We start from the raw sequence: 22,239 nt of genomic DNA on the forward strand, positions 1-22,239 counted from the left end.
GGCATATTTTTCGGGTGAAACGTCATGTTACCCAACCTTCATTTACTTCAAGTTCTGACTGACGATCGTGGCCATTTCGTCTGCGGTGGTGATGACCTTCGAGTTCATTTCATAAGCGCGCTGGGCCGAAATCAGGTCGGTGATTTCCTTGACGGAATCGACGTTCGAGCTTTCGAGATAGTGCTGCTTGATATAGCCGAAGCCGGTGGACTGCGGCGTTGCGTCAACAGCGTTGCCGGAGGCTTCCGTCTGCTGGAAGAGGTTGTCGCCGAGAGGCTTCAGGCCGGCCTCGTTGGCGAAGTTGCTCATGGTCAACTGGCCAAGTTCGGTCATCGTTTCCGCATTGCCGACACGCACGGACACAATGCCATCGGTGCTGATGGTCGTTTCGGTCGCATCGATAGGAATGGTGATCGCGGGCTGGATCGGCAGGCCATCGATCGTCACCAGACGGCCGGTGGAATCGCGGTTTAGCGCACCTGCACGGGTATAGAGCGTGTTGCCATCAGGACCTTCGACCTGAAGCCAGCCCTTGCCGACGATTGCGATGTCCAGATCGTTGCCGGTCTGGCTGATTTCGCCCTGAATATGCAGCTTGCGCACGGCGGATGTCTGTACGCCCAGACCGATGTTTGCGCCTTCCGGCACCACGGACTGGTTGGCACGGTTCATCACGCCCTGCGCGCGCTCTGTCTGGTACAAAAGGTCGGTAAATTCGGCGCGGCCGCGTTTGAACGCAGTCGTGTTGATGTTCGCGATGTTGTTCGCGATGACCTCAAGGTTTGTCTGCTGGGCATCCATGCCCGTCGCTGCGATAGCTAATGCTCTCATTTTTTATGTCCTTAAGCGTCAGATCTGCATTTTCACGATGTCGAGATAGGCCGAAACGATCTTGTCGCGCAGGGCAACAGCCGTCTTGAGCGTCTGGTCGGCCTGCATGACGGCATCGACCACTTCACGCGTATTGGCCTTGCCCTGGATGCCCGCAAACGACATGGCTTCACCCTTCTTCAGGGATTCGACCGCATCCGTTGCAACACCACCCAGCACGCTGGCAAAGCTGGGACCGGTAACTGCGGTTGCCGCGGTTGATACGGCGCTGCCCGCCAGCGATGTCAGGCTGGAGGTGATTTCGCTGACGCTGTCTTTGGAAGAGTCGTTGGACAGCGACTTCAGGCTGCTAATGGAGTCGATCATCACTAACCCTTCAAGAGGTCGATAGTTGAGGAAATCAGGTCGCGGGTCTGCTTGATGACCTGGAGATTGGCGTCATAGCTGCGATTGGCTTCGCGAAGGTCGGCCATCTCGATCAGCATGTTGACGTTCGGAAGCTTCACCATGCCCTTTTCGTCGGCGGCCGGGCTGTCCGGGTCGTATTCCTGTGTGAAATCTGACCGGTCTACACCAAGCTTCTTCACCTCAACGAGATTCGTCTGGCTTGCACGATCCAGTTCCGTTGCGAAGGTGATTGTCTTGCGACGATAGGGGTCGGCGCCAGGCGTGTCGCCTGTCGTCCGGGAGTTGGCGATATTTTCCGAAACGATGCGCAGGCGCGTTGCCTGCGCTTCCATTCCGCTGCCTGCAATCTTCAAGGAAGATGATAATGAGTCCATTTTACTTGCCCACCGCGGTCAACATCATGTTGTGGAAGGATTTGACGAGTTGCGTGTTCAGTTCGTACTGACGCTTGATCTCGCCCGTCTTTGCCATTTCCGTTGAAAGAGAAACTGTATTGCCGGATTCCTGCATCCCGATTTCGTTGGCGAGCGGTGCATCCGACATGCCGATCTTGCCGCCGCCGGCGACTGCCAATTCCATGTGGGCAGCGTTGGTGCGAGCCATGGGCATTCCAGCTGCCTGCAACTCGGTTTCGAACGGGACGACGTCCTTTGCCCGAAATTTCGGCGTGTTGGCATTTGCAATGTTGCTTGCGACGACTTCTTGACGCACAGAAAGCCATTCGGCCTGCCGGGACGCCAGCGAAAAGAGCTGAATCGGCTGCATGACAATTCTCCGTGTTTAACTTCACCCTGTTTTAGGCCGACAATCTTGCGCGGGACTTACGGGCTTTGGCTTTGTCCAAAGGCGGTGTTTTCGTCTTCTGACGCAGCACAAAGCGACCATTGTTAACGTTTTGTTTGCCTTATCGCTTTAGGCTTTCTTCATATTTTCCGATGAGCGGGATTTCTGTAACCCTTTGGGTTTTCTATGAATTCTGAGAACGACAGACTTTTGATGCCGAATCACGCTGCGCTTCGCGAAAGGCTTAGCCTTGCGTCCGTGCGGCGCGGTCTGTTGTCGGCCGGCGTCGTTGCGTCACTCACAGTGACCGGCTTTTTCCTGCCTGGCCTGTTGCTTGCTCCGGGCTTCAAGGGCTTTTCCTCCCATGCGAGTGTGGCAATCTCTGAGCCCCAGGTAAGTTCGGGCAATGTGGAGAGGGCAGCCAGAAAGCTGCGGGAGAGCCTGTTGTCTCCGGTGGCGCTCAGCATCATCGCGTCTGACCTCGGCCTTCGACCGGATGACCTGTTCGGAACGCGAAGCCACGGCTACGTCTCGGTCCTGCTGGACCTGCTGGCAGGCGGCGGTCAGGATGCAAGCCCAATTGTGGGTGCGACCGAAGAGGGGCTCGAAGAGGCGGTATCGATAACGCCGGTGCCTGAAAAGGCACGGGTCGATGTCGATGTGCTGGCAGCCAATGCTGAAGCTTCGCAGAAGATTGCGCAATATTTTGCAGCGCGCATCGTCAAGGAGATTGGTGGAGGGGCCGATCAATCGTCGCTGGGCACTCTGGAAATGGCGCGTCTTGCGCTCGATAGTGCCGAGGCGGCGCTTTCCGGATTCCAGATGCGCCACGGCGATGATGCCGTTTCACATATTCAAAACCTGCAGCAGAAAATCCGTGAAGACGATGCGGCAAGAGCGGCGCTAAAGGCAAGGCAGACGGAACTTGAGGATGCCATGTCCTTCGCCTCTTCCATGAAGGTGAGTGACGTCCTTAACAGGAGCCTGCCTGCGCTTGCTGCCTTCGAGCCGCTGGAAGCCGTCAATCAGAGTTACACAGCGGCCAAGCTTGCGCTGGCGGATGTGAGCGTCGACCATGGGCCGAGGCATCCGCGCACCATCGCCGCACAGGCAACGGTCGACGCCGTGCGGACCACGGCAATGCCCGCGCTTCGCCGCGTACAGGATGCCTTGAAACAGGAACATGCGTCCGTTCTGGCAGCTACGGAGAACCAGACGCGGTTGCGTGTGGATCTTGACGCACAGATGGCCGCACTCGGCGATGCGCCATCAGATCTTGCCAAGCGGCAGGCAGCGCTGGAGAAGGCGCGCCGCGACTATATCATTTCGAGCGAGACCGCAGGCAGCATCTCAACGAGCCAACGCATGAGCGCATCGCTGGCAACACCGGCAAATCCGGGAACTCCTGATTATGATGGCTTCACCGCCAATGCCATGGCTGTGGCCGGCGCTTTCGCCGGATTGCTCACATCGCTTCTGCTTTTGAGTTTCAGGCGCGAGGAAAAGGAACGGGAGGAGCAGGAGCAGGAGCAGGAGGACGCGACGCCTTCGGTGTTGGAGATCGAACCTGTTGCGATGGTTGCGGAAGGTGAGGAAGTGGTCGCAGACGCGATAGAGATAGAGCCCGCGATCTTTGAGGATGTTGCCGACGAACAGGTTGAGCAGCAAACTGCCAGCCAGATGGTGGCGGATGAGCCCGACGCCATGGAGGCTGCGCCATCTGACAATGACGATGAGGCGCAGGAGACCGCGACGATCCATGCCGAGCCGGCAAACGACATACCGCTTGACGAGCGCGTCCGGCAGGTCCTGATCGACAACGCTGTACCGTCAGACCGCCTGAAGGCGAAGCCGCCCGAATTCAAGCTGCCGCCACTCCTGGCCGCAGCCCTTGCAGGCGAAGCGACGCATGATCAGGCCGAAACCGAGGAACTTCGTGCCCTGCGTCAGGAACTGGCCCTCTTGCGGGCGCGCCTTGTTCAGCACGATATGCGCCGCGAACAGAAGCGCAATCGCGCCTGACACTCCGATTTTTCTTGCATTCCAGAGTGCTGCGCAGCATTAGGGCGGCTGAGGCTGTCCTCCCGGGGGATGGCTTTCAACAGCTATCTCGTTTCCAGGAGGCAGGCATATGGTCGTGGTGATAGACGGCAAGGCGAAGGCAGCATCTGTAACCCAGGCCGTGCGCGAAGCAGCGCAGAGTCTCGAGCAGCAGACGGGCGTCAAACCCGGTCTCGCCGTGGTCATCGTCGGTAACGATCCCGCCAGCCATGCTTACGTCAACTCCAAGAGCAAGACGGCCAAAGAGTGCGGCTTCAACTCCATCCAGCACACGCTGCCTGAAGAAACCACGCAGGCCGAGCTGGAATCCCTGGTCACGACACTGAACGCCGATCCTTCCATCCACGGTATTCTTGTGCAACTCCCGCTGCCGCGTCATCTGGATTCCGATACGGTCATTCAGTCGATCCTGTCGGAAAAGGATGTCGATGGTCTGAGCGTCCTCAACGCGGGCAAGCTGGCGACAGGCGACCTCGATACGGGTCTGATCTCCTGTACGCCTGCCGGATCCATGCTGCTGGTGCGCAGTATTCACGGCGATGATCTTTCCGGTCTCAATGCCGTGGTGATCGGGCGGTCCAACCTTTTTGGAAAGCCGATGGGTCAGCTTCTGCTCAACGCCAATGCGACGGTCACGATGGCCCATTCCCGCACGAGGGATCTAGCTGCCGTCTGCCGCCAGGCGGATATTCTCGTTGCGGCCGTTGGCCGTCCGCAGATGGTCAAGGCCGATTGGGTCAAACCCGGTGCGACCGTGATCGACGTCGGCATCAACCGCGTTCCCGCCCCCGAAAAGGGTGAAGGCAAGTCGCGGCTGGTGGGGGATGTTGCCTATGACGAGGCAAGCCAGGTTGCCGCCGCCATCACGCCGGTTCCAGGTGGGGTAGGGCCCATGACCATTGCAATGCTGATGGCAAACACGGTTATTGCAGCCCACCGTGCACTGGGACAGTCGGCGCCGAAATTCTGACAGTCAGGCTTCAGGCGTCGGCGTTGCGGGTCGGCGCCGGGCCTGTGGATCCTCGGACCACCAGCTCTGCCTTCCACAGTTCCTGATCCGTGTTCGGCTCCCCGGACTTGATCTGGTTGATCAGCCGCTCTGCGATCCGCATACCCGCGGCCCTCAGGGAAGATCGCGTGGTGGTCAAAGGCACGGAAAAATTGACGGGCTTCAAAAGCGGCAGCACGTCATCATGCGCAATCAGCGACACCTCTCGTCCGGGTTTCAATCCCCGTTGATTGAGAGATCGCACCGCGCCCAAAGCCAGTGCGGTCGAGGCACAGATAACAGCCGTCGGCCTCTCATCGCGCGCAAGAAGTCTCTCCATGTTTAAAAAGCCTGCCTCGTCATTCATGACGCTGTGTATGACGTTGTCAGGCGTCAGCGCATATCCGTGTTCGGCAAGGGCAGCCTCCACGCCACGGTATCTGCGAAACGTAAAGTCGTAGCCTTCAGGGCCGTTCAGCAGGGCGATGTTGCGGTGGCCAAGCTGCAGCAGAAGAGAGGTCGCATCGCGAAATGCACTCTCATTGTCCACGTCGAGATAGGGATAATCGGTCTCGATGCCCCACGAGCGACCATGCACCATGAAGGGTATGGACAGGGCTTTCATCATTTCGATGCGAGGATCATTCTTCTTCATATAGGCAAGATAAAGCCCGTCGACGCTGCCGCTGGTGGCAAGCTCCCGTAATGCGGCTTCTTCATTCGCAGGATCTGTCGGCATGATGACGAGGTGAAAGCCGTTGCGTGCCGATGCTTCCCCAAGACCAGTCAGAAATTCACCGAAATGCACGTCCGACTGATGCTCAGGCCCTGTGGGCATGACGAGGCCGATGGAGCCCATTTTCCCCGTTGCCAGACGCTGCGCGGCGGCATTCGGGCGATAGCCGGTCTTTTGCGCAGCCTCGATAATCTTGCGGCGTGTCTCGGCATTGACCTCAGGATAGCCATTCAGGGCGCGGCTGATCGTCGTTTGGGATATGCCAAGCAATTGGGAAAATTGTTTCAGGTTCATTCGTCGTCCCCCTCCCGCATCGGCATCCGCTGGCGTAGCGCCACTCCACTCCGATCAACCAAACCGCTTTGAATACTAACAAGAGTCTTTGCTGCCCACAAATGCAAACTGAATATTTGCTCGCCAGATATGCATCTGCAAAGGGCGGCGGGATCACTAAAACGCAGTGGTTTCGGTTGGGGGTTGACTTTGCTTCCATCTCAGTGAGATGAATAGTCAGCCAAAGCGCTTTGAGTATCTTTGCGGACGCAGTCCGCTAATGTGATGGGAGGTAGATCACATGAAGAAGACTTTCTGGACGACCGTGGCCTTGGCCACGCTATTGTCGGGTGCAGCCCTTGCGGCCGAGTTGAAATTCAAGCCCGGGGACGACGCGAAGTTCAACTGGAAAAGCTACGAAGACTTCAAAACCGCAAATGCCGCCCTCAAGGGCGAGACGCTGACGATCTTCGGCCCATGGCGCGGCGAAGATGAGGCCCTCTTCCAGTCGGTCCTTGCCTATTTTGCCGATGCGACCGGCGTGAATGTGCGCTATTCCTCCTCTGAAAACTACGAGCAGCAGATCGTCATCGATACGCAGGCCGGTTCTCCTCCCAATGTCGCCATTCTGCCTCAGCCCGGCCTGCTGGCCGACCTTGCCGCAAAGGGTCTTCTGACGCCGCTTGGCGACGATACGGCGAAATGGGTGAAGGATAATTACGGCGCTGGCCAGTCCTGGGTCGATCTTGGCATGTATCCCGGCAAGGATGGAAAGAAGGCCTATTTCGCCTTCCCGTTCAAGGCGGACGTCAAGTCTCTGGTCTGGTATGTACCTGAGAACTTCGAAGAAGCCGGTTATGAGGTTCCCAAAAGCGTGGAAGACCTCGTCAAGCTTTCCGACCAGATCGTTGAGGACGGCGGCACGCCATGGTGCATCGGTCTCGGCTCCGGTGGTGCGACGGGTTGGCCCGGCACGGACTGGGTCGAAGATTTCATGCTGCGCACCCAGCCGCTGGATGTCTACCTGAAGTGGACAACCAATGAGGTGAAGTTCAACGATCCGCGCGTGGTTGCCGCCATCGAGGAATTCGGCAAATTTGCCAAGAACGACAAATATGTTTCTGGTGGCGCGGCTGCGGTTGCTTCGACCGATTTCCGCGACAGCCCCAAGGGCCTCTTCGATATTCCGCCGAAGTGCTATCTGCACCGTCAGGCCTCGTTCATTCCGTCCTTCTTCCCTGAGGGAACCAAGGTCGGGACCGATGTCGACTTCTTCTACCTGCCGACATTTGCCTCCAAGCCTGAGCTTGGCAAGCCGGTCCTGGGTGCCGGAACGCTCTTTACCATCACCAAGGATTCCAAGGCCGCTCGCGCGCTGGTGGAGTTCCTGAAGACGCCGATTGCGCATGAAGTCTGGATGGCGCAATCCGGCTTCCTGACACCCTACAAGGGCGTGAACCTCGACACCTATGCCAGCGAGCAGACCAAGCGTCAGGGTGAAATCCTCACCACGGCAACCAGCTTCGGCTTCGATGGCTCGGACCTTATGCCCGGCAAGATCGGTGCGGGTGCGTTCTGGACAGGCATGGTGGACTTCGTCGGGGGCAAATCTGCGCAGCAGGTGGGTGACGATATCCAGAAGGCCTGGGACGGATTGAAGTAACCGAAAATTCCGCCCGGCGGCGATCTTCCGCTGCCGGGCCGTTTCTCTCGCATGTCTCTGCCGCAACGGGGTTAACGCTGTCAGGCCGGGTATAGAACGGAATTACGGGAGGGAATATGATTACCCAGATCGTTTCGGCGCTCGGCGTGATGATCGTCGGCGTCTTTGCCTGCGCTGCCTATTACTGGCTGTCCGACAAGGCGCTACAGCTCATTTTCCCGGTCAAAGATGGTGATGTCATTCACGCATCGCGCAACCTCAACCGGCGTGCGGCGGTTCGCCCCTGGCTTTTCGTAGGCCCGGCTCTGCTGCTGCTGACCGTTTATCTCGTCTATCCCGTCATCGCGACCTTCATTCTCTCTTTTTATGACCGCACAGGCGCCAATTTCGTCGGGCTGAACAATTACCGCTGGGCGTTCTTCGATGCGGGTTTCCGTCAGTCCATCTTCAACAACATCCTCTGGCTCGCAGTCGTGCCTGCTGCTTGCACCTTCTTCGGTCTCGTCATCGCCGTCATGACCGACCGCATCTGGTGGGGCAACATCGCCAAGTCCATCGTCTTCATGCCCATGGCCATTTCCTTTGTCGGCGCATCCGTCATCTGGAAATTCATTTATGAGTATCGAGGCGAGGGCCAGGTTCAGATCGGCCTGTTGAACGCCATCGTCGAATATTTCGGCGGCACTCCGGAAGTGTGGATCTCAATGCCCTTCTGGAACAATTTCTTCCTGATGATCATCCTCATCTGGATCCAGACCGGCTTTGCCATGGTCATTCTGTCAGCCGCCCTGCGTGGCATTCCCGAAGAGACCGTCGAGGCTGCCGTCATCGATGGTGCCAATGGCTGGCAGATATTCTGGAAAATCCTTGTGCCGCAGATATGGGGCACCATCGCCGTAGTCTGGACGACGATCACCATCCTCGTCCTAAAGGTTTTCGACATCGTGCTGACCATGACCAACGGCCAGTGGAACACTATGGTTCTCGCCAACCTCATGTTTGACTGGATGTTCCGCGGCGGCGGCGATAGCGGACGCAGCGCCGTCATCGCGCTCGTCATCATGGCGGCCGTCACGCCGATCATGATCTGGAACATCCGCCAGGCAAACCGTGAGATGGAGGGCCGTTGATATGAGCATAGCAACACGCATCCGCCGTATCGGCCTGCCACGTCTCATCGTTCACATCAGTGTCCTGTTTGTCGTGATGCTCTGGCTTTTGCCGACGCTCGGTATTCTCGTCAGCTCACTGCGCGATAAGGACCAGCTTGTCGTTTCCGGCTGGTGGACGGCCTTTTCCAGCTCCAGCCAGACTGAAGCCCTTCGCCTTGCCGATCCTGCAACGCAGAAGCAGGAAGGCGACCGTTACGTCATTGCCGGCAATGTCTTTGAAAATGGCGCAGGCGGGAAGATTTCCGCCTTTGGTGTGCGTGTGCAGGACCCTGAAGCCTTTCCGGCCGGAGAGGTGGCTGATCTGGGTGAGGGCGAAACGCTCGTTATCAATGAGGACGGCACCTATCAATATAGCAAGAATGCCAGCTTTGAAGGCTCACGTGCCAAGCGTGTCTATCTTGCGGTTGCGACGCCGCCCATCTTTACGCTCGACAATTACCGTACGGTGCTGACCTCGGAAGGCATCGGTCAGTCCTTCGTCAACTCGCTGACCGTCGCCATCCCTGCCACCGTCATTCCGATCCTCATTGCAGCCTTTGCGGCCTATGCCCTGTCGTGGATGAAGTTCAGCGGCCGGTCCTTGATGATTGCGATGGTCGTCGGCCTCATCGTCGTGCCGTTGCAGATGTCGCTTATCCCGCTGTTGCAGCTCTATAACTGGATTGGCAATGTCTTCGGTGTGCCATCCAAGACCTATGCGGGCATCTGGCTGGCGCATACGGCCTTTGGCTTGCCGCTCGCCATCTACCTGCTTCGCAACTATATTTCCGGTCTGCCGAAGGAAATCATCGAAAGTGCGCGCGTCGATGGCGCCAGCGATTTCGAAATCTTCGTCAAGATCATCCTGCCTCTGTCATTCCCGGCTCTTGCTTCCTTCTCCATCTTCCAGTTCCTCTGGACATGGAACGATCTGCTCGTCGCCATGGTCTTCCTTGGCACGCAGAAGGACGAGCTGGTCTTGACCGGAGCGCTCAATGCGCTGCTCGGCTCACGCGGCGGCAACTGGGAAATCCTTACCGCATCGGCCTTCGTCACTATCATCGTGCCGCTCTGCGTTTTCTTCGCGCTCCAACGATACCTTGTTCGCGGCCTGCTGGCAGGCTCGGTCAAGGGAGGCTGATCCATAATGAATGCCCATACCAGACAGGATACCGAAATGACCTCTTCCGCTCTCGTGCCCGATAAGGATTGGTGGCGTGGTGCCGTGATCTACCAGATCTACCCGCGCTCCTATCAGGATTCCAACGGCGATGGCATTGGCGATCTCAAGGGCATCACTTCGCGGCTGGAACATATCGCCAAGCTTGGCGCGGATGCGATCTGGATTTCGCCCTTCTTTACCTCGCCCATGAAGGATTTCGGTTACGACGTCTCCAACTATGTCGATGTCGATCCCATGTTCGGCACGTTGGCGGATTTCGATGGGCTGATTGCCGAAGCGCACCGCCTTGGCATCCGCGTCATGATCGATCTCGTCCTGTCGCATACGTCTGATCAGCATCCATGGTTCGTGCAGAGCCGCTCCAGCCGCCAGAACCCGAAGGCGGACTGGTATGTCTGGAGCGATGGCAAGCCGGATGGCACGCCTCCCAACAACTGGCTCTCCATCTTCGGCGGTTCCGGCTGGCAGTGGGACCCCACCCGTATGCAGTATTACATGCATAACTTCCTCACCTCGCAGCCGGATCTCAATCTGCACAATGAGGAGGTTCAGCAGGAACTGCTCAACATTACCCGCTTCTGGCTGGAGCGTGGCGTTGATGGCTTCCGTCTGGACACCATCAACTTCTACTTCCACGACAAGGAACTGCGCAACAATCCGGCACTCGCCCCGGAGCGCCGCAACGCGTCCACCGCGCCTGCCGTGAACCCTTACAATTTCCAGGAACATATCTACGACAAGAACCGCCCGGAAAATCTGGAATTTCTGAAACGCTTCCGCGCTGTGCTGGATGAGTTTCAGGATATCGCCGCTGTCGGGGAAGTGGGTGACAGCCAGCGTGGCCTTGAGATCGTCGGTGAATATACCTCCGGCGATGACAAGATGCAGATGTGCTATGCCTTTGAGTTTCTGGCACCCGATGCCCTGACGCCGCAGCGCGTTGCCGATGTGCAGGCGGATTTCGCCCGCGCAGCGCCCGAGGGCTGGGCCTGCTGGGCCTTTTCCAACCACGATGTTGTCAGGCATGTCAGCCGCTGGGGCGATGTGGTGGAAGACAAGGATGCGTTTGCAAAGGTTCTTTCCGCCCTGTTGATGACGCAGCGCGGTTCGGTCTGCATCTATGAAGGCGAAGAGCTTGGGCTGACGGAAGCCGACATCGCATTTGAAGACTTGCAGGACCCCTATGGCATTCAGTTCTGGCCGGAGTTCAAGGGCCGTGACGGTTGCCGCACACCGATGGTTTGGGATGCTGGCCACGCACTGGCAGGCTTTTCCACGGCTGAGAAGGCATGGCTTCCCATTCCGGCAGAGCATAAGCAACGCGCCGTCAGCGCCCAGCAGGGCGATGAGACATCGGTGCTGGAGCACTACCGCCGCTTCCTGACGTTCCGCAAACAGCATCCGGCCTTTGCAAAGGGCACAATCGAGTTCCAGCCGGTCGTTGGCACGGTGTCGAGCTATACGCGCACGCTTGGCAATGAGACCGTGCTGTGCCTGTTCAACCTCTCGGCAGAACCCTCTGTGGTGACACTGCCGCAGGGTGACTGGCAGGTGCTCGACGGTCACGGCTTCTCCGCAGAGCAGAGCGGCAACGAAGTTACATTACCGGCATGGGGCGCCTACTTCGCCCGCCACGCCTGAAGATTGAGGGAGGACACCGCATGACTGGCGTTATTCTGAAGGATATCCGCAAATCCTACGGGCAGGTCAAAGTCCTGCACGGTATTGATCTTGATATCAAACAGGGCGAATTCATCGTCTTTGTCGGTCCGTCAGGCTGCGGCAAGTCCACGCTTTTGCGTATGATTGCCGGATTGGAGGAAATTTCCGGCGGCGAGATGTATATTGACGGGCAGCTGGTCAACGAAATCCCGCCGTCGCGGCGTGGCATTGCCATGGTCTTCCAGTCCTATGCGCTGTATCCGCACATGACCGTGTATGACAACATGGCCTTCGGGATGAAAATTGCCAAGGAAAGCCGTCAGGAGATCGACCGTCGCGTGCGCGCCGCTGCCGATATCCTGCAGCTGACGCAATATCTGGAACGCCTGCCGAAGGCACTCTCGGGCGGCCAGCGCCAGCGTGTCGCCATTGGTCGCGCCATTTGCCGCAATCCAAAAGTCTTCCTGTTCGATGAGCCGCTGTCCAACCTAGATGCCGCGCTGCGGGTGGCGACCCGCATCGAGATCGCCAAGCTTGGCGAGCAGATGGCCGATACGACGATGATCTACGTCACGCACGATCAGGTGGAGGCCATGACGCTGGCCGACAGGATCGTCGTCCTTAATGCAGGCCGTGTAGAGCAGGTGGGTGCTCCACTTGAGCTTTATGAAAACCCGGCAAATCTCTTTGTGGCGAGGTTCATCGGGTCACCGGCCATGAACATCATTCCGGCGAAGATTACGGCCAGCGGCGCCCGCACATCGATAGAGCTCATTGGTGGCAAAACCCTCTCGGTCGACATTGCAACCAGTGAGAGTGAAAAGGGCAAGTCCGCATCCTTCGGCGTGCGTCCAGAAGATCTGGCTATCGCGACCGGTGACGAATACCTTTTCGAGGGCAAGGTCTCCATCGTCGAAGCTCTTGGCGAAGTGACATTGCTCTATCTGGAAGCACCCGATGGCCAGGAGCCGATCATCGTGAAAATACCCGGCATAGCCGAGGTCAAAAAAGGTCAGCTTTTGCGCTTTTCTGCACCGTCCCAAAAACTGCATCTCTTTGACGGAGAAGGTCGCACCTATCGCCGGTAAACCGCCGATTTGAACGGCTTCGTAACCATGAAACGAGGCCGTTCCAGCCTGGAATATTCATTCCAGATCTCATAAAATCGTTTTACATCAATTGCTTGAGATGTGTTTCCCTATGCTGGCGCGATAGGGTTTCCCGTTATCCACAGGCTCCTCCGGCATCTGTTCCATATCGAAACGCCGAGAGAAATTGTTAATCAGTTCTGGCTAGTCTTCACCCTTGAATAATAACAGAGGGATCCCCCAGTGAACTCCCGGGCAGACGTCGGCAAACCCACCTATCTCAGCAAGGAAGAGTCTTTCATGTACGACCGCGAAGGTCGTTTCAAAATGGAAGACACAATGAATGCTGCGCGTATCGAATATACCGAAAAAGCCGTGATGAATATGGCGTCACGTCGCTGCGACGTTGTCAAAATCTCGCAATCGGAGGCAGTACTCGCGCTCATGACGCAGTACAACCTTCCCCAGCAGTTCTATCTGGATATTCCCGATGCGCGGATTACCAAAATTGGTTGTCTGCTGATGAAGGTGAACCCGAACAACACAATCCAGGTCCGGTTCCTGCATATTCTGAGCAAGAAGGAAATGGACCGTATTTTCGTGTTCAGCACGCATCCGGCCCACAGGGATCGCAAACTCGATATCCGCGCCTGGTAGTCAAACCGGTCAGTGGTGCAGCCGGACTGTTCCGAGCTTGAACCACGCCTTGGCAATCTTGCCCTCAACGACCTCGTAGATACAGATGACATCCACCTCTCCGGGGCCTTCCGGGAAGGTGCGCGTCACCGTTTCATGGTCGACCACCGTGTTGCCGGACACGATGCGGCTGAGCAGTTTGCCGTAAAGGTTCGGCTCCTTGAACCGCCCGACATGCCTTTCGCGTATCTCCCCGGCGCCATTGGCGACGAGTTGATCGGGAAAGACATGATACTGGCAGTCGCTTGCCCACCACATCATGAAAGCATCCATGTCGCGAGCGTTATATGCCTCAAGCTGCATATGGACGGGGTAGGCGGGGCTCAGCGGATCCATTGCGTCGGCTCAGTTCGAAAACACGCTCGCACCGTGATCGGCTGCGCCAACACTGCGCCGGAAGGGTGCAAACAGCTCGCGGCCCATGCCCCATTCATTGTCAGAAAGGTCGGCTGTCGCGGGTTCGCGGGCAGACAATTCGGCGGAAGAGACCAGAACCTCGATCGTGCCGGTGATGGCATCAAGGCGGATCATGTCGCCATCGCGGATGCGAGAAATCGGACCGCAATCGACTGCTTCCGGCGTCATGTGAATGGCCGCAGGCACCTTGCCCGACGCACCCGACATGCGTCCATCGGTGACCAGCGCGACCTTGAAGCCACGGTCCTGCAGCACGCCGAGCGGTGGCGTCAACTGGTGTAGTTCCGGCATACCATTGGCCTTTGGTCCCTGGAAGCGGACCACGGCCACGAAATCACGGTTCAACCGGCCTTCCTTGAAGGCGGTCTGCAGGCTCTGCTGGTCATGGAAGATGATTGCCGGTGCTTCAATGATATGGCGCTCCGGCTTGACGGCGGAAATCTTGATCACGGCCTTGCCTAGGTTGCCGGTCAGCATTTTCAGGCCACCGGTTGGCTGGAATGGCGTTTCGATGCTGGCCAGAACCTTCGGATCATGGCTGACTTCAGGCGAAGCTCTGCGCGCGACCGTCCCATCGTCGTTCAGCGTCGGCTCGATCGTGTAGGCTTCAAGCCCCTGACCGAAGACGGTGCGAACATCGTCATGCACAAGGCCCTGCTTCAAGAGCTGCTTGATGAGGAAGCCCATGCCACCGGCTGCGTGGAAATGGTTCACATCCGCCAGACCGTTCGGATAGACGCGGGCCAAAAGCGGCACCACGTCCGAGAGGTCGGAAATATCCTGCCAGGTCAACACGATGCCAGCGGCGCGCGCCATGGCGATGAGGTGCAGCGTGTGGTTCGTCGAGCCGCCCGTGGCGTGCAGACCGACAACGCCGTTGACCACGGAGCGCTCATCGATCATTTCGCCCGCTGGCGTAAATTCATTGCCCTGCGCGGTAATCGCCAGTGCCCGCTTGGTGGCCTCCCGCGTCAGCGCATCGCGAAGCGGCGTGTTGGGGTTGATGAAGGACGAGCCGGGCATGTGGAAGCCCATGATTTCCATCAGCATCTGGTTGGAATTGGCGGTGCCGTAGAAGGTGCAGGTGCCGGGGCCGTGATAGGACTTGGACTCGGCTTGCAGAAGTTCCGCACGGCCAACCTTGCCCTCGGCATAAAGCTGGCGAACGCGCGATTTCTCATCATTCGGCAGGCCAGATGTCATTGGCCCCGCGGGAATGAAGATGGATGGCAGATGGCCGAAGGTCAGCGCGGCAATGACAAGACCCGGCACGATCTTGTCACAGACGCCGAGAAACACCGCCGCATCGAACATGTTGTGGGAAAGGCCGATGCCCGCCGCCATGGCAATCGCATCGCGAGAAAACAGCGACAGCTCCATGCCCGGTTGACCCTGCGTGACGCCATCGCACATGGCCGGAACCGCGCCTGCAACCTGCGCAATGCCGCCCGCTTCCTTCGCGGCATCCCGGATCATGTTGGGGTAGACCTCAAAGGGCTGATGCGCCGAGAGCATGTCGTTATAGGACGTTATGATGCCGAGATTTCCAACCCTGTCGCCGGCAAGGATGGCCTTGTCGGCGGGGGAACAGACGGCAAATCCGTGCGCGAGATTGGCGCAGGAAAGAACGGAGCGATGAACGCCCTTGGAGACCTGAAGCCGAAGCCTTTCGAGATAGATCTCGCGGTAAGGTTTCGAGCGCTCGACAATACGGGCCGTGATAGCCTGAATACGAGGGTCGGCAGCCATGGCGTTCATCCTGTCTTTCTGGAGACCATCGGCTGGACGCTTGGGACCGTCAGCCGGTGATCATGTTGTTGTTTCAGGCACCTAAGGTCGCCGCGGCAACGCGACGGAGCTCAGGGCGCCCAGTAAATATGTACGGGCGAATCCGCGCGGTTGAGCACGGCCCGTACGGGCATGTCTTCCTCGTCCAGATCGGACTTTGCCTTTTCCAGCGTTTCCTTTTTTGCCGCACCTTCAATGTGCAGCACGAGAAAACGGGCATCGTGAAGCGCGGAAAGATTGAACGTCAGCCGTTCTTCCCCTGCGGTTTCCGCTGCCATCGGCAAAACGGCGCGCTCCTCGTCCAGATCGAGTGCCTCTTCGAGATTGTCACCGCCGGGGAAGAAGGAGGCGGTGTGGCCATCCGTTCCCATTCCAAGGATCACGACATCGAATGGATCGCAGATTGCTTCCGTCTTGACGGTTGCCAGCGTTGCAGCGTCTTCCGGTGTTGCAAAAAACTGATAGAGCGGCACGAAATAGGCGTATGCAGCTGCGTTCTGCAGCAAATTGTCCGCCACCAATTTGTGGTTGGAACGGTCGCTTTCCGGCGGCACGAAACGCTCATCCACCAGCGTCACGCTGATGTTTTTCCAGTCCAGCTCATGCCGGGACAGTGCCTGAAAGAAAAGCTTCGGAGTAGAGCCACCGGAAACGGCAATGCTTGCCGTACCGCGCTCTTCGAGTGCACGTCCAAGACGGTCGGCAACTTCCTTTGCCAGAGTCTCGGCCAATTCGGTGCCACTATTGAAGATATGCTCCTGCGCAATCATTCGCATTTCCTCACTCGGCTTCGTGCCATGTACGACCATCACGTTCGATCAGCGCAATCGCGCCACTCGGGCCCCATGTGCCTGACGTGTAACCCTGAACGCCCTGATTGACCGCTTCCCAGCTTTTCAAGATAGGATCGACCCACTTCCACGCCGCTTCCACTTCGTCACGACGCATGAACAGGGCCTGGTTGGAACGGATCGTATCCATCAACAGGCGCTCATAGGCGTCGGGGCTGCGGACATTGAAGGCCTGGGCAAAGCTCATATCGAGCGAGACCTGACGCAGACGCATGCCACCCGGGCCGGGGTCCTTGATGAGCAGCGATTGCTTGACGCCTTCGTCCGGCTGCAGGCGAATGACCAGCTTGTTGGCCTCTACCTTACCCGCAGCATCGTCGAAGATCGAATGCGGGATCTGCTTGAAGGTAACGACGATTTCGGACACACGGGTGGCCAGACGCTTGCCGGTGCGGATGTAGAAGGGTACGCCCGCCCAACGCCAGTTGGCGATTTCTGCCTTGATGGCAACGAAGGTCTCGGTGTTGGAGACGCCGCCTTCCAGCTCTTCCAGATAGCCCTTGACCGGACCGCCAGCGGAAGCGCCCGCGCGGTACTGGCCGCGCACCGTCAGCTTCTCGACGTTGGACTGGTCGATCAGTTTCAGCGAACGAAGAACTTTCACCTTCTCGTCACGCACCGCTTCCGCATCCATGGAAGAGGGGGGTTCCATGGCAACGAGGCACAGAAGCTGGAGAATATGGTTCTGGACCATATCGCGCAGCGCACCGGCCTTGTCGTAATATCCGGCGCGGCCCTCAAGCCCAACGGATTCGGCAACTGTGATCTGCACATGGTCGATATGCGCGGAGTTCCACAGCGGCTCGTAAAGCGCATTGGCAAAGCGCAGCACCATCAGGTTCTGCACGGTTTCCTTGCCGAGATAGTGGTCGATACGGAAGATCTGCTCTTCCTTGAAAACGTTGCCCAGCGTGTCGTTGAGCTCCAGCGCCGACGCCAGATCGCGACCAATCGGCTTTTCCACGACGATGCGCGTGGACTTGGTAATCAGCTTGTGGTCACGGATCTTGAAGGCGATATCGCCGAAAATGCCCGGAGCGACAGCGAGATAGAAGGCGCGAATGCGGTCCTTGCCTTCGTCCAGAAGCTTCTTCAGCTTGTCCCAGCCGCCATCGGACTTTGCGTCAACCGGGATATAGAACAGGCGGGCGCAGAACTTCGCAACCTGCTCGTCGTCATATTCGCCCTTCTTCAAATGCTCCTTGAGAGCATCCTGAGCGAATTTGCGATATTCGTCATGGGTCATAACCGAACGGGAGGCGCCGATGATGCGCGTTGGTTCCGACAGCTGGTTTTCCACCTGCCGGTGGTAGAGAGCTGGCAGAAGCTTACGCTCGGCCAGGTCGCCAGTGCCGCCAAAGACGACGCAATCGAAGGGCTCTACTGGAATGATTTGACTGCTCATACCGATTCTCTCGATCTCTCATGTGTTGGAGGCATCCATAATCTAATCGATTTAAAAATGCCAGACGTGTTGTGCAAAATTCTGTTTTTTGCTCATAAGCTATTGTAATTGCTGTTACAGAGCATGTCTTTAAGTTTCTTTTTATAGTGTCCGGTCAGAACCTGTCACGCAATGCGTACCAAGAAAGCGCAAGGAACAGCAAAGGTGCCCGCAATGCCGTGCCGCCGGGGAAGGAGGGCACGTCGAGTGACGAAAACTGCTCAAGCGCCTTGTCCCTGGAAACCACCATGTCGGCATAGAGCTTGCCACAGTAATTTGACAGCATCACGCCATGGCCGGAAAAACCGCCAATCGACATCACGCCGGGCATGACTTCGCGCACGAAGGGCTGACGGGTCAGCGTTATGCCGACCGATCCGCCCCAGGCATGGGTCATCTCGATATCCTGCAAGGCCGGATAGATCTCCGCGATCTGCTTGCGGATGTGCTTGGAAATGTCGCGTGGCGAATCCGCCGTGTAGGCTTCTCTGCCGCCAAACAGCAGCCGGTTGTCCGGCGTCTTGCGGAAATAGCGCACCACGAAGCGACTGTCGGCAACCGCCTCTTTTCCCGGAATGATGGTCGGGAACCTGTCAAGCGGAACGGTTGCGCCGATGAAGGAGCGGATGGGCATGACATGGGCTGCCGTGACCGGCTCCAGATTGCCGATATGGGCATTGGTGGCAATTAGCACCCGTGCCGCCGTGATCGTTCCGGATGGCGTTTCGATCATGGTCTTGCCGCCGCTCTGGGTGATGGATCTGGCAGGCGTCATTTCGAAGATCTGCGCGCCCGCAGCCTTTGCGGCCTTCGCCAGCCCGGCGATGAGCTTGAGCGGATGGATGTGGCCAGTGCCGGTGTCACGAACGCCGAAATGGTAGTGATCGGAACCAAGCCGCTCTGCGGTTTCAGCCTTTTCCATGAAGGTAACATGGTCGTAGCCATAGCGGCTACGCATGGCCTCGACGCTCTGACGATAGGTCCTCTCATAGCTTTTCTTATGCAGGACATTGAGCTGTCCCGGCAGAAATTCCATGTCGATGCCGTGGTCGCGGGCAAAATCCAGCACATAGTGTTTTGCGTTTTCGGCAATGTCGAACAGCGCCTTGGAGCGTTCGAAGCCGAACTCTTTTTCCATTTCATCCGGCCATGCGCGCTGGCCGGTGCCGAACTGGCCGCCATTCCGGCCAGATGCGCCATCGCCGAAACGATAGCCTTCGACAAGCGCAACCGAAACGCCCGCTTTGGCCAGATTGAACGCGGCCTGCAAGCCTGTAAAGCCGCCGCCGATAATGGCGACGTCAACCGTTCGGGAGCCATCCATCGCGGCATATTGCGGCCGTTCACCCAGACTGTCCTGATACCAGGAAACGCCCGGAGATATCGGGCTTTGCCATGCCATGCTCAGGTCCTCACACGTTGAGGAGCAGGAACTCCCGCTCCCATGGGCTGATAACCTGCATGAAGGTTTCGAACTCTCCGCGCTTCAGGCCAGCATAGAGACCGACGAACTCATGGCCGAAAACCCGCTCCAGCTGCGGCTCGCCTTCCAGAAGCGCCACCGCTTCCAGAAGCCCGCGCGGTAGCTCGATCGAGCCCTCATTGGCCGTCTCATAGGTCGGCTCGGTCGGCTCGATATTGTTCATGATGCCCAGCCAGCCGCAGGCGAGCGATGCCGCCAGCGCCAGATAGGGGTTGGCATCGGAGCTTGGCAGGCGGTTTTCCACACGCCGTGCGGACGGGCCGGAAATCGGCACGCGGAACGCCGTGGTGCGGTTGTCATAACCCCAGGCATTGTTGACCGGGCAGGCCATATCCGGTGTCAGGCGACGATAGGAGTTCACGTAAGGCGCCAGCATGACCAGCGCATTCGGTACGTAACGCTGCATTCCGCCGACGAAAGCGAAGAATTCCTTGGAGGGGCTACCATCCTTGTTGGAAAACACGTTTTCGCCCGTTTCGATGTCGACCACCGACTGGTGGATGTGCATGGCCGAACCCGGCATGCCCTGCATGGGCTTTGCCATGAAGGTTGCATAGATGCCGTGCTTAAGGGCTGCTTCGCGGATCGTGCGCTTGAACAGGAAAACCTGATCGGCAAGCTCTATCGGGTCACCGTGGCGCAGGTTGATTTCCAGCTGCGCCGGACCCTCTTCATGGATCAGCGTGTCGATTTCCAGACCCTGCTTTTCCGAGAAGTGGTAGATATCGTCGATCAACTCGTCGAATTCGTTGATACCCGCAATGGAATAGCTCTGGCCGCCGACGATGGAACGCCCCGATCGGCCTTTGGGCGGATGGAGCGGATAGTCGGGGTCGTCATTCATGGCGACGAGATAAAATTCGATTTCGGGGGCAACGACTGGCTTCCAGCCCTTGTCTTTGTAGAGGTCGAGCACATTTTTCAGCACGTTGCGCGGCGTATAGGGAACGTATTTGCCTTCCTGATCCACAACATCGCAAATGACCTGCGCGGTGGGGTCGCTTTCCCAGGGTACAACGCAGAGCGTCGACAGATCGGGAACCAGCTTCAAGTCGCTGTCGCGCGGCTCGTAACGGAAATTCGCCGTTTCATCCGGATATTCGCCCGAAATCGTGTGGCGGTAGAGGGCCGATGGCAGGGCAAGCGATGTATCGCCTGTAAACTTGGCGGTCGGCATCATCTTGCCGCGGGGAACGCCCGCAAGGTCTGGCGTAATGCATTCAATATCTTCGATGCCGCGGGCTTTCAGCCACTGGGCGGCTTCCCGCCAGGAGGCGCATCCGCGTGTGGAGGAAACGTCGGCTTGTATCTTCTTTGCCATGTTTGCCGGTTTTTTCGGACGGAGCATGGTTTTCTTGGGAGGCATAAATCACCGGGTGTGTGTTTCAATTGGCGTCATCATAACCAGACTTTGGCAATTGGCGAGGGGGGAAAGCGCCATTGACAACGGGTCGGACTTCGAAAAGAGGAAGTACACTGAAACTAGGGAAACTCCATGACGGAAAAATGTAATGTGCTGATTCTGGGCGCGGGCGCTGCTGGCATGATGTGCGCCATCCGTGCCGGTCAGCGCGGTCGTTCCGTCATTGTCATCGATCACGCAAAGGCTCCGGGCGAAAAAATCCGCATCTCCGGCGGCGGTCGCTGCAACTTCACCAATATCCATGCGGGGCCGAAGAACTACCTGTCCAGCAATCAGCATTTCGCCAAATCGGCTCTGGCCCGCTACACGCCGAGCGATTTTATAGCCCTTGTCGAGAAGCACCGCATCCCCTGGCATGAAAAGACGCTTGGCCAGTTGTTCTGCGACGACAGCGCCAAGGATATCATCCGTATGTTGCTGGCCGAAATGCAGGCCGTCGGGGCAAAGCTGCGGCTGCAAACGGAGATCGCCTCTGTCGACGCCATTCCCACGGGCGGCTTTCGGGTTTCGACATCGTCTGGCGTCATTGAAACAGATAGTCTGGTTCTGGCGACAGGTGGAAAATCCATTCCAAAAATGGGTGCGACTGGCTTTGCCTATCGCATTGCCGAGCAGTTCGGCCTTGGCATGATCGAGACCCGCCCCGGCCTGGTGCCGCTGACGCTGGAACCGACGCAGCTGGAAAAGCTCGCGGCGCTCTCGGGTGTCGCCGTGCCTGCCGAAATTTCGCACGGAAAGACGTCCTTCCGTGAGGCGCTGCTTTTTACCCATCGCGGCTTGAGCGGCCCATCCATCCTGCAAATCTCCTCCTACTGGAAAGAGGGCGATAGCATTCGCCTGCGGCTTGAACCTGAACTTGATGTGGCCGAACATCTGAAAGCCGCCAAGAAGGTCAATGGCCGCCAGTCTGCGCAGACTGCGCTTAGCGAAATTCTGCCGAAGCGGCTTGCCCAGCATCTGGTGGAACTGGCCGGCATCTCCACCCATCTCGCCGACCTCTCGGACAAAGCCCTTAACACGCTGGCGGCACATGCGCAGGATTGGCAGATCAAGCCCTCCGGCTCGGAAGGGTACCGCACCGCAGAAGTCACGCTCGGCGGTGTCGATACGTCCCATCTCGACTCCAGATCGATGCAGGCGAAAACTGTCCCGGGCCTTTATTTCATAGGCGAGTGCGTGGATGTGACGGGCTGGCTCGGTGGCTACAATTTCCAGTGGGCATGGGCTTCGGGACATGCCGCCGGGGAATCTGTGTAAAGCCTCGACATCTTAATGCCTTATTAAGAGGGCGGAGTCATGCTGATCGAATG

Annotated in this window: 20 protein-coding genes; 9 read left to right on the forward strand and 11 right to left on the reverse strand. The window is 57.9% G+C overall.

What is annotated here, in order from left to right:
• Positions 1 to 42 precede the first annotated feature (42 nt).
• The 4 genes from flgG to flgB are packed head-to-tail and all read right to left on the reverse strand — an operon-like array spanning position 43 to position 2,004.
• A complete protein-coding gene (gene flgG, locus QRN85_RS07725; RefSeq protein WP_062586535.1) occupies positions 43 to 831 on the reverse strand; it encodes a flagellar basal-body rod protein FlgG in 789 nt (262 codons plus the stop codon).
• Positions 832 to 849: 18 nt separating this feature from the next.
• A complete protein-coding gene (gene fliE / locus QRN85_RS07730; RefSeq protein ID WP_112964071.1) occupies positions 850 to 1,197 on the reverse strand; it encodes a flagellar hook-basal body complex protein FliE in 348 nt (115 codons plus the stop codon).
• Between the two features lie 2 nt (positions 1,198 to 1,199).
• Entirely contained in the window at positions 1,200 to 1,613 is a 414-nt protein-coding gene (flgC, locus tag QRN85_RS07735) for a flagellar basal body rod protein FlgC (RefSeq protein ID WP_062586538.1), read from the reverse strand.
• Position 1,614: 1 nt separating this feature from the next.
• Positions 1,615 to 2,004, reverse strand: coding sequence for a flagellar basal body rod protein FlgB (gene flgB, locus QRN85_RS07740; RefSeq protein WP_062586540.1), 390 nt, complete (start codon positions 2,002 to 2,004; stop codon positions 1,615 to 1,617).
• Positions 2,005 to 2,235: 231 nt separating this feature from the next.
• Between flgB and QRN85_RS07745 the strand changes: the two genes are divergently transcribed.
• Together QRN85_RS07745 and folD are read left to right on the forward strand one after the other, a co-directional pair.
• Positions 2,236 to 4,044: a GumC domain-containing protein gene (locus QRN85_RS07745; protein WP_284757327.1), complete on the forward strand. Its 1,809-nt coding sequence runs from the start codon at positions 2,236 to 2,238 to the stop codon at positions 4,042 to 4,044.
• Between the two features lie 109 nt (positions 4,045 to 4,153).
• The gene (gene folD, locus QRN85_RS07750; RefSeq protein ID WP_284757328.1) at positions 4,154 to 5,053 is read left to right on the forward strand and encodes a bifunctional methylenetetrahydrofolate dehydrogenase/methenyltetrahydrofolate cyclohydrolase FolD; all 900 of its coding nucleotides are present in this window, start codon (positions 4,154 to 4,156) and stop codon (positions 5,051 to 5,053) included.
• 10 nt (positions 5,054 to 5,063) lie between these two features.
• Here the strand turns inward: folD and QRN85_RS07755 are convergent, their stop codons facing one another.
• On the reverse strand, positions 5,064 to 6,101 hold the full coding sequence (locus tag QRN85_RS07755; protein ID WP_062586546.1) for a substrate-binding domain-containing protein: 1,038 nt from the start codon (positions 6,099 to 6,101) through the stop codon (positions 5,064 to 5,066).
• 280 nt (positions 6,102 to 6,381) lie between these two features.
• On the opposite strand from QRN85_RS07755, the gene QRN85_RS07760 reads away from it, so the two are divergent.
• From QRN85_RS07760 to QRN85_RS07785, 6 genes are all read left to right on the forward strand, one after another.
• Positions 6,382 to 7,743, forward strand: a complete 1,362-nt coding sequence (locus QRN85_RS07760) for an ABC transporter substrate-binding protein (RefSeq protein ID WP_284757329.1) — start codon at positions 6,382 to 6,384, stop codon at positions 7,741 to 7,743.
• Positions 7,744 to 7,859: 116 nt separating this feature from the next.
• Entirely contained in the window at positions 7,860 to 8,873 is a 1,014-nt protein-coding gene (locus tag QRN85_RS07765) for a carbohydrate ABC transporter permease (protein ID WP_162723509.1), read from the forward strand.
• A 1-nt stretch (position 8,874) separates the two neighbouring features.
• Positions 8,875 to 10,035: a carbohydrate ABC transporter permease gene (locus QRN85_RS07770; protein ID WP_113093994.1), complete on the forward strand. Its 1,161-nt coding sequence runs from the start codon at positions 8,875 to 8,877 to the stop codon at positions 10,033 to 10,035.
• A 6-nt stretch (positions 10,036 to 10,041) separates the two neighbouring features.
• Positions 10,042 to 11,718, forward strand: coding sequence for a beta-galactosidase BglA (gene bglA / locus QRN85_RS07775; protein ID WP_162734573.1), 1,677 nt, complete (start codon positions 10,042 to 10,044; stop codon positions 11,716 to 11,718).
• A 20-nt stretch (positions 11,719 to 11,738) separates the two neighbouring features.
• Entirely contained in the window at positions 11,739 to 12,827 is a 1,089-nt protein-coding gene (locus QRN85_RS07780) for an ABC transporter ATP-binding protein (RefSeq protein ID WP_284757330.1), read from the forward strand.
• Between the two features lie 300 nt (positions 12,828 to 13,127).
• On the forward strand, positions 13,128 to 13,484 hold the full coding sequence (locus QRN85_RS07785) for a hypothetical protein (RefSeq protein ID WP_062586553.1): 357 nt from the start codon (positions 13,128 to 13,130) through the stop codon (positions 13,482 to 13,484).
• 9 nt (positions 13,485 to 13,493) lie between these two features.
• On the opposite strand, the gene QRN85_RS07790 is transcribed toward QRN85_RS07785, so the two are convergent.
• From QRN85_RS07790 to QRN85_RS07815, 6 genes are all read right to left on the reverse strand, one after another.
• Complete coding sequence (locus QRN85_RS07790; protein ID WP_284757331.1) at positions 13,494 to 13,859, reverse strand: nuclear transport factor 2 family protein; 366 nt, start codon at positions 13,857 to 13,859, stop codon at positions 13,494 to 13,496.
• A 9-nt stretch (positions 13,860 to 13,868) separates the two neighbouring features.
• The gene (gene edd, locus QRN85_RS07795; protein ID WP_284757332.1) at positions 13,869 to 15,689 is read right to left on the reverse strand and encodes a phosphogluconate dehydratase; all 1,821 of its coding nucleotides are present in this window, start codon (positions 15,687 to 15,689) and stop codon (positions 13,869 to 13,871) included.
• A 110-nt stretch (positions 15,690 to 15,799) separates the two neighbouring features.
• Positions 15,800 to 16,498 (reverse strand): 6-phosphogluconolactonase, encoded by a 699-nt coding sequence (gene pgl, locus QRN85_RS07800; RefSeq protein WP_113093991.1) that lies wholly within the window; start codon positions 16,496 to 16,498, stop codon positions 15,800 to 15,802.
• A gap of 10 nt (positions 16,499 to 16,508) precedes the next feature.
• On the reverse strand, positions 16,509 to 17,984 hold the full coding sequence (gene zwf, locus QRN85_RS07805) for a glucose-6-phosphate dehydrogenase (protein WP_062586557.1): 1,476 nt from the start codon (positions 17,982 to 17,984) through the stop codon (positions 16,509 to 16,511).
• Positions 17,985 to 18,138: 154 nt separating this feature from the next.
• On the reverse strand, positions 18,139 to 19,425 hold the full coding sequence (locus tag QRN85_RS07810) for an NAD(P)/FAD-dependent oxidoreductase (RefSeq protein ID WP_284757333.1): 1,287 nt from the start codon (positions 19,423 to 19,425) through the stop codon (positions 18,139 to 18,141).
• Between the two features lie 10 nt (positions 19,426 to 19,435).
• Positions 19,436 to 20,872 carry a glutamine synthetase family protein gene (locus tag QRN85_RS07815; protein ID WP_062586560.1) on the reverse strand — a complete coding sequence of 479 codons (1,437 nt, stop codon included), beginning with the start codon at positions 20,870 to 20,872 and terminating at the stop codon, positions 19,436 to 19,438.
• A gap of 129 nt (positions 20,873 to 21,001) precedes the next feature.
• On the opposite strand from QRN85_RS07815, the gene QRN85_RS07820 reads away from it, so the two are divergent.
• Entirely contained in the window at positions 21,002 to 22,186 is a 1,185-nt protein-coding gene (locus QRN85_RS07820; protein ID WP_284757334.1) for a BaiN/RdsA family NAD(P)/FAD-dependent oxidoreductase, read from the forward strand.
• Positions 22,187 to 22,239: the final 53 nt, after the last annotated feature.

Source organism: Agrobacterium sp. fls2-241-TYG-188a (assembly GCF_030209845.1).

What these genes read in the sequence shown, in the direction of transcription:
- flgG (WP_062586535.1), bottom strand. Translation starts at nt 831, where the DNA reads ATGAGAGCATTAGCTATCGCAGCGACGGGCATGGATGCCCAGCAGACA.
- fliE (WP_112964071.1), bottom strand. Translation starts at nt 1,197, where the DNA reads ATGATCGACTCCATTAGCAGCCTGAAGTCGCTGTCCAACGACTCTTCC.
- flgC (WP_062586538.1), bottom strand. Translation starts at nt 1,613, where the DNA reads ATGGACTCATTATCATCTTCCTTGAAGATTGCAGGCAGCGGAATGGAA.
- flgB (WP_062586540.1), bottom strand. Translation starts at nt 2,004, where the DNA reads ATGCAGCCGATTCAGCTCTTTTCGCTGGCGTCCCGGCAGGCCGAATGG.
- QRN85_RS07745 (WP_284757327.1), top strand. Translation starts at nt 2,236, where the DNA reads ATGCCGAATCACGCTGCGCTTCGCGAAAGGCTTAGCCTTGCGTCCGTG.
- folD (WP_284757328.1), top strand. Translation starts at nt 4,154, where the DNA reads ATGGTCGTGGTGATAGACGGCAAGGCGAAGGCAGCATCTGTAACCCAG.
- QRN85_RS07755 (WP_062586546.1), bottom strand. Translation starts at nt 6,101, where the DNA reads ATGAACCTGAAACAATTTTCCCAATTGCTTGGCATATCCCAAACGACG.
- QRN85_RS07760 (WP_284757329.1), top strand. Translation starts at nt 6,382, where the DNA reads ATGAAGAAGACTTTCTGGACGACCGTGGCCTTGGCCACGCTATTGTCG.
- QRN85_RS07765 (WP_162723509.1), top strand. Translation starts at nt 7,860, where the DNA reads ATGATTACCCAGATCGTTTCGGCGCTCGGCGTGATGATCGTCGGCGTC.
- QRN85_RS07770 (WP_113093994.1), top strand. Translation starts at nt 8,875, where the DNA reads ATGAGCATAGCAACACGCATCCGCCGTATCGGCCTGCCACGTCTCATC.
- bglA (WP_162734573.1), top strand. Translation starts at nt 10,042, where the DNA reads ATGAATGCCCATACCAGACAGGATACCGAAATGACCTCTTCCGCTCTC.
- QRN85_RS07780 (WP_284757330.1), top strand. Translation starts at nt 11,739, where the DNA reads ATGACTGGCGTTATTCTGAAGGATATCCGCAAATCCTACGGGCAGGTC.
- QRN85_RS07785 (WP_062586553.1), top strand. Translation starts at nt 13,128, where the DNA reads ATGTACGACCGCGAAGGTCGTTTCAAAATGGAAGACACAATGAATGCT.
- QRN85_RS07790 (WP_284757331.1), bottom strand. Translation starts at nt 13,859, where the DNA reads ATGGATCCGCTGAGCCCCGCCTACCCCGTCCATATGCAGCTTGAGGCA.
- edd (WP_284757332.1), bottom strand. Translation starts at nt 15,689, where the DNA reads ATGGCTGCCGACCCTCGTATTCAGGCTATCACGGCCCGTATTGTCGAG.
- pgl (WP_113093991.1), bottom strand. Translation starts at nt 16,498, where the DNA reads ATGATTGCGCAGGAGCATATCTTCAATAGTGGCACCGAATTGGCCGAG.
- zwf (WP_062586557.1), bottom strand. Translation starts at nt 17,984, where the DNA reads ATGAGCAGTCAAATCATTCCAGTAGAGCCCTTCGATTGCGTCGTCTTT.
- QRN85_RS07810 (WP_284757333.1), bottom strand. Translation starts at nt 19,425, where the DNA reads ATGGCATGGCAAAGCCCGATATCTCCGGGCGTTTCCTGGTATCAGGAC.
- QRN85_RS07815 (WP_062586560.1), bottom strand. Translation starts at nt 20,872, where the DNA reads ATGCCTCCCAAGAAAACCATGCTCCGTCCGAAAAAACCGGCAAACATG.
- QRN85_RS07820 (WP_284757334.1), top strand. Translation starts at nt 21,002, where the DNA reads ATGACGGAAAAATGTAATGTGCTGATTCTGGGCGCGGGCGCTGCTGGC.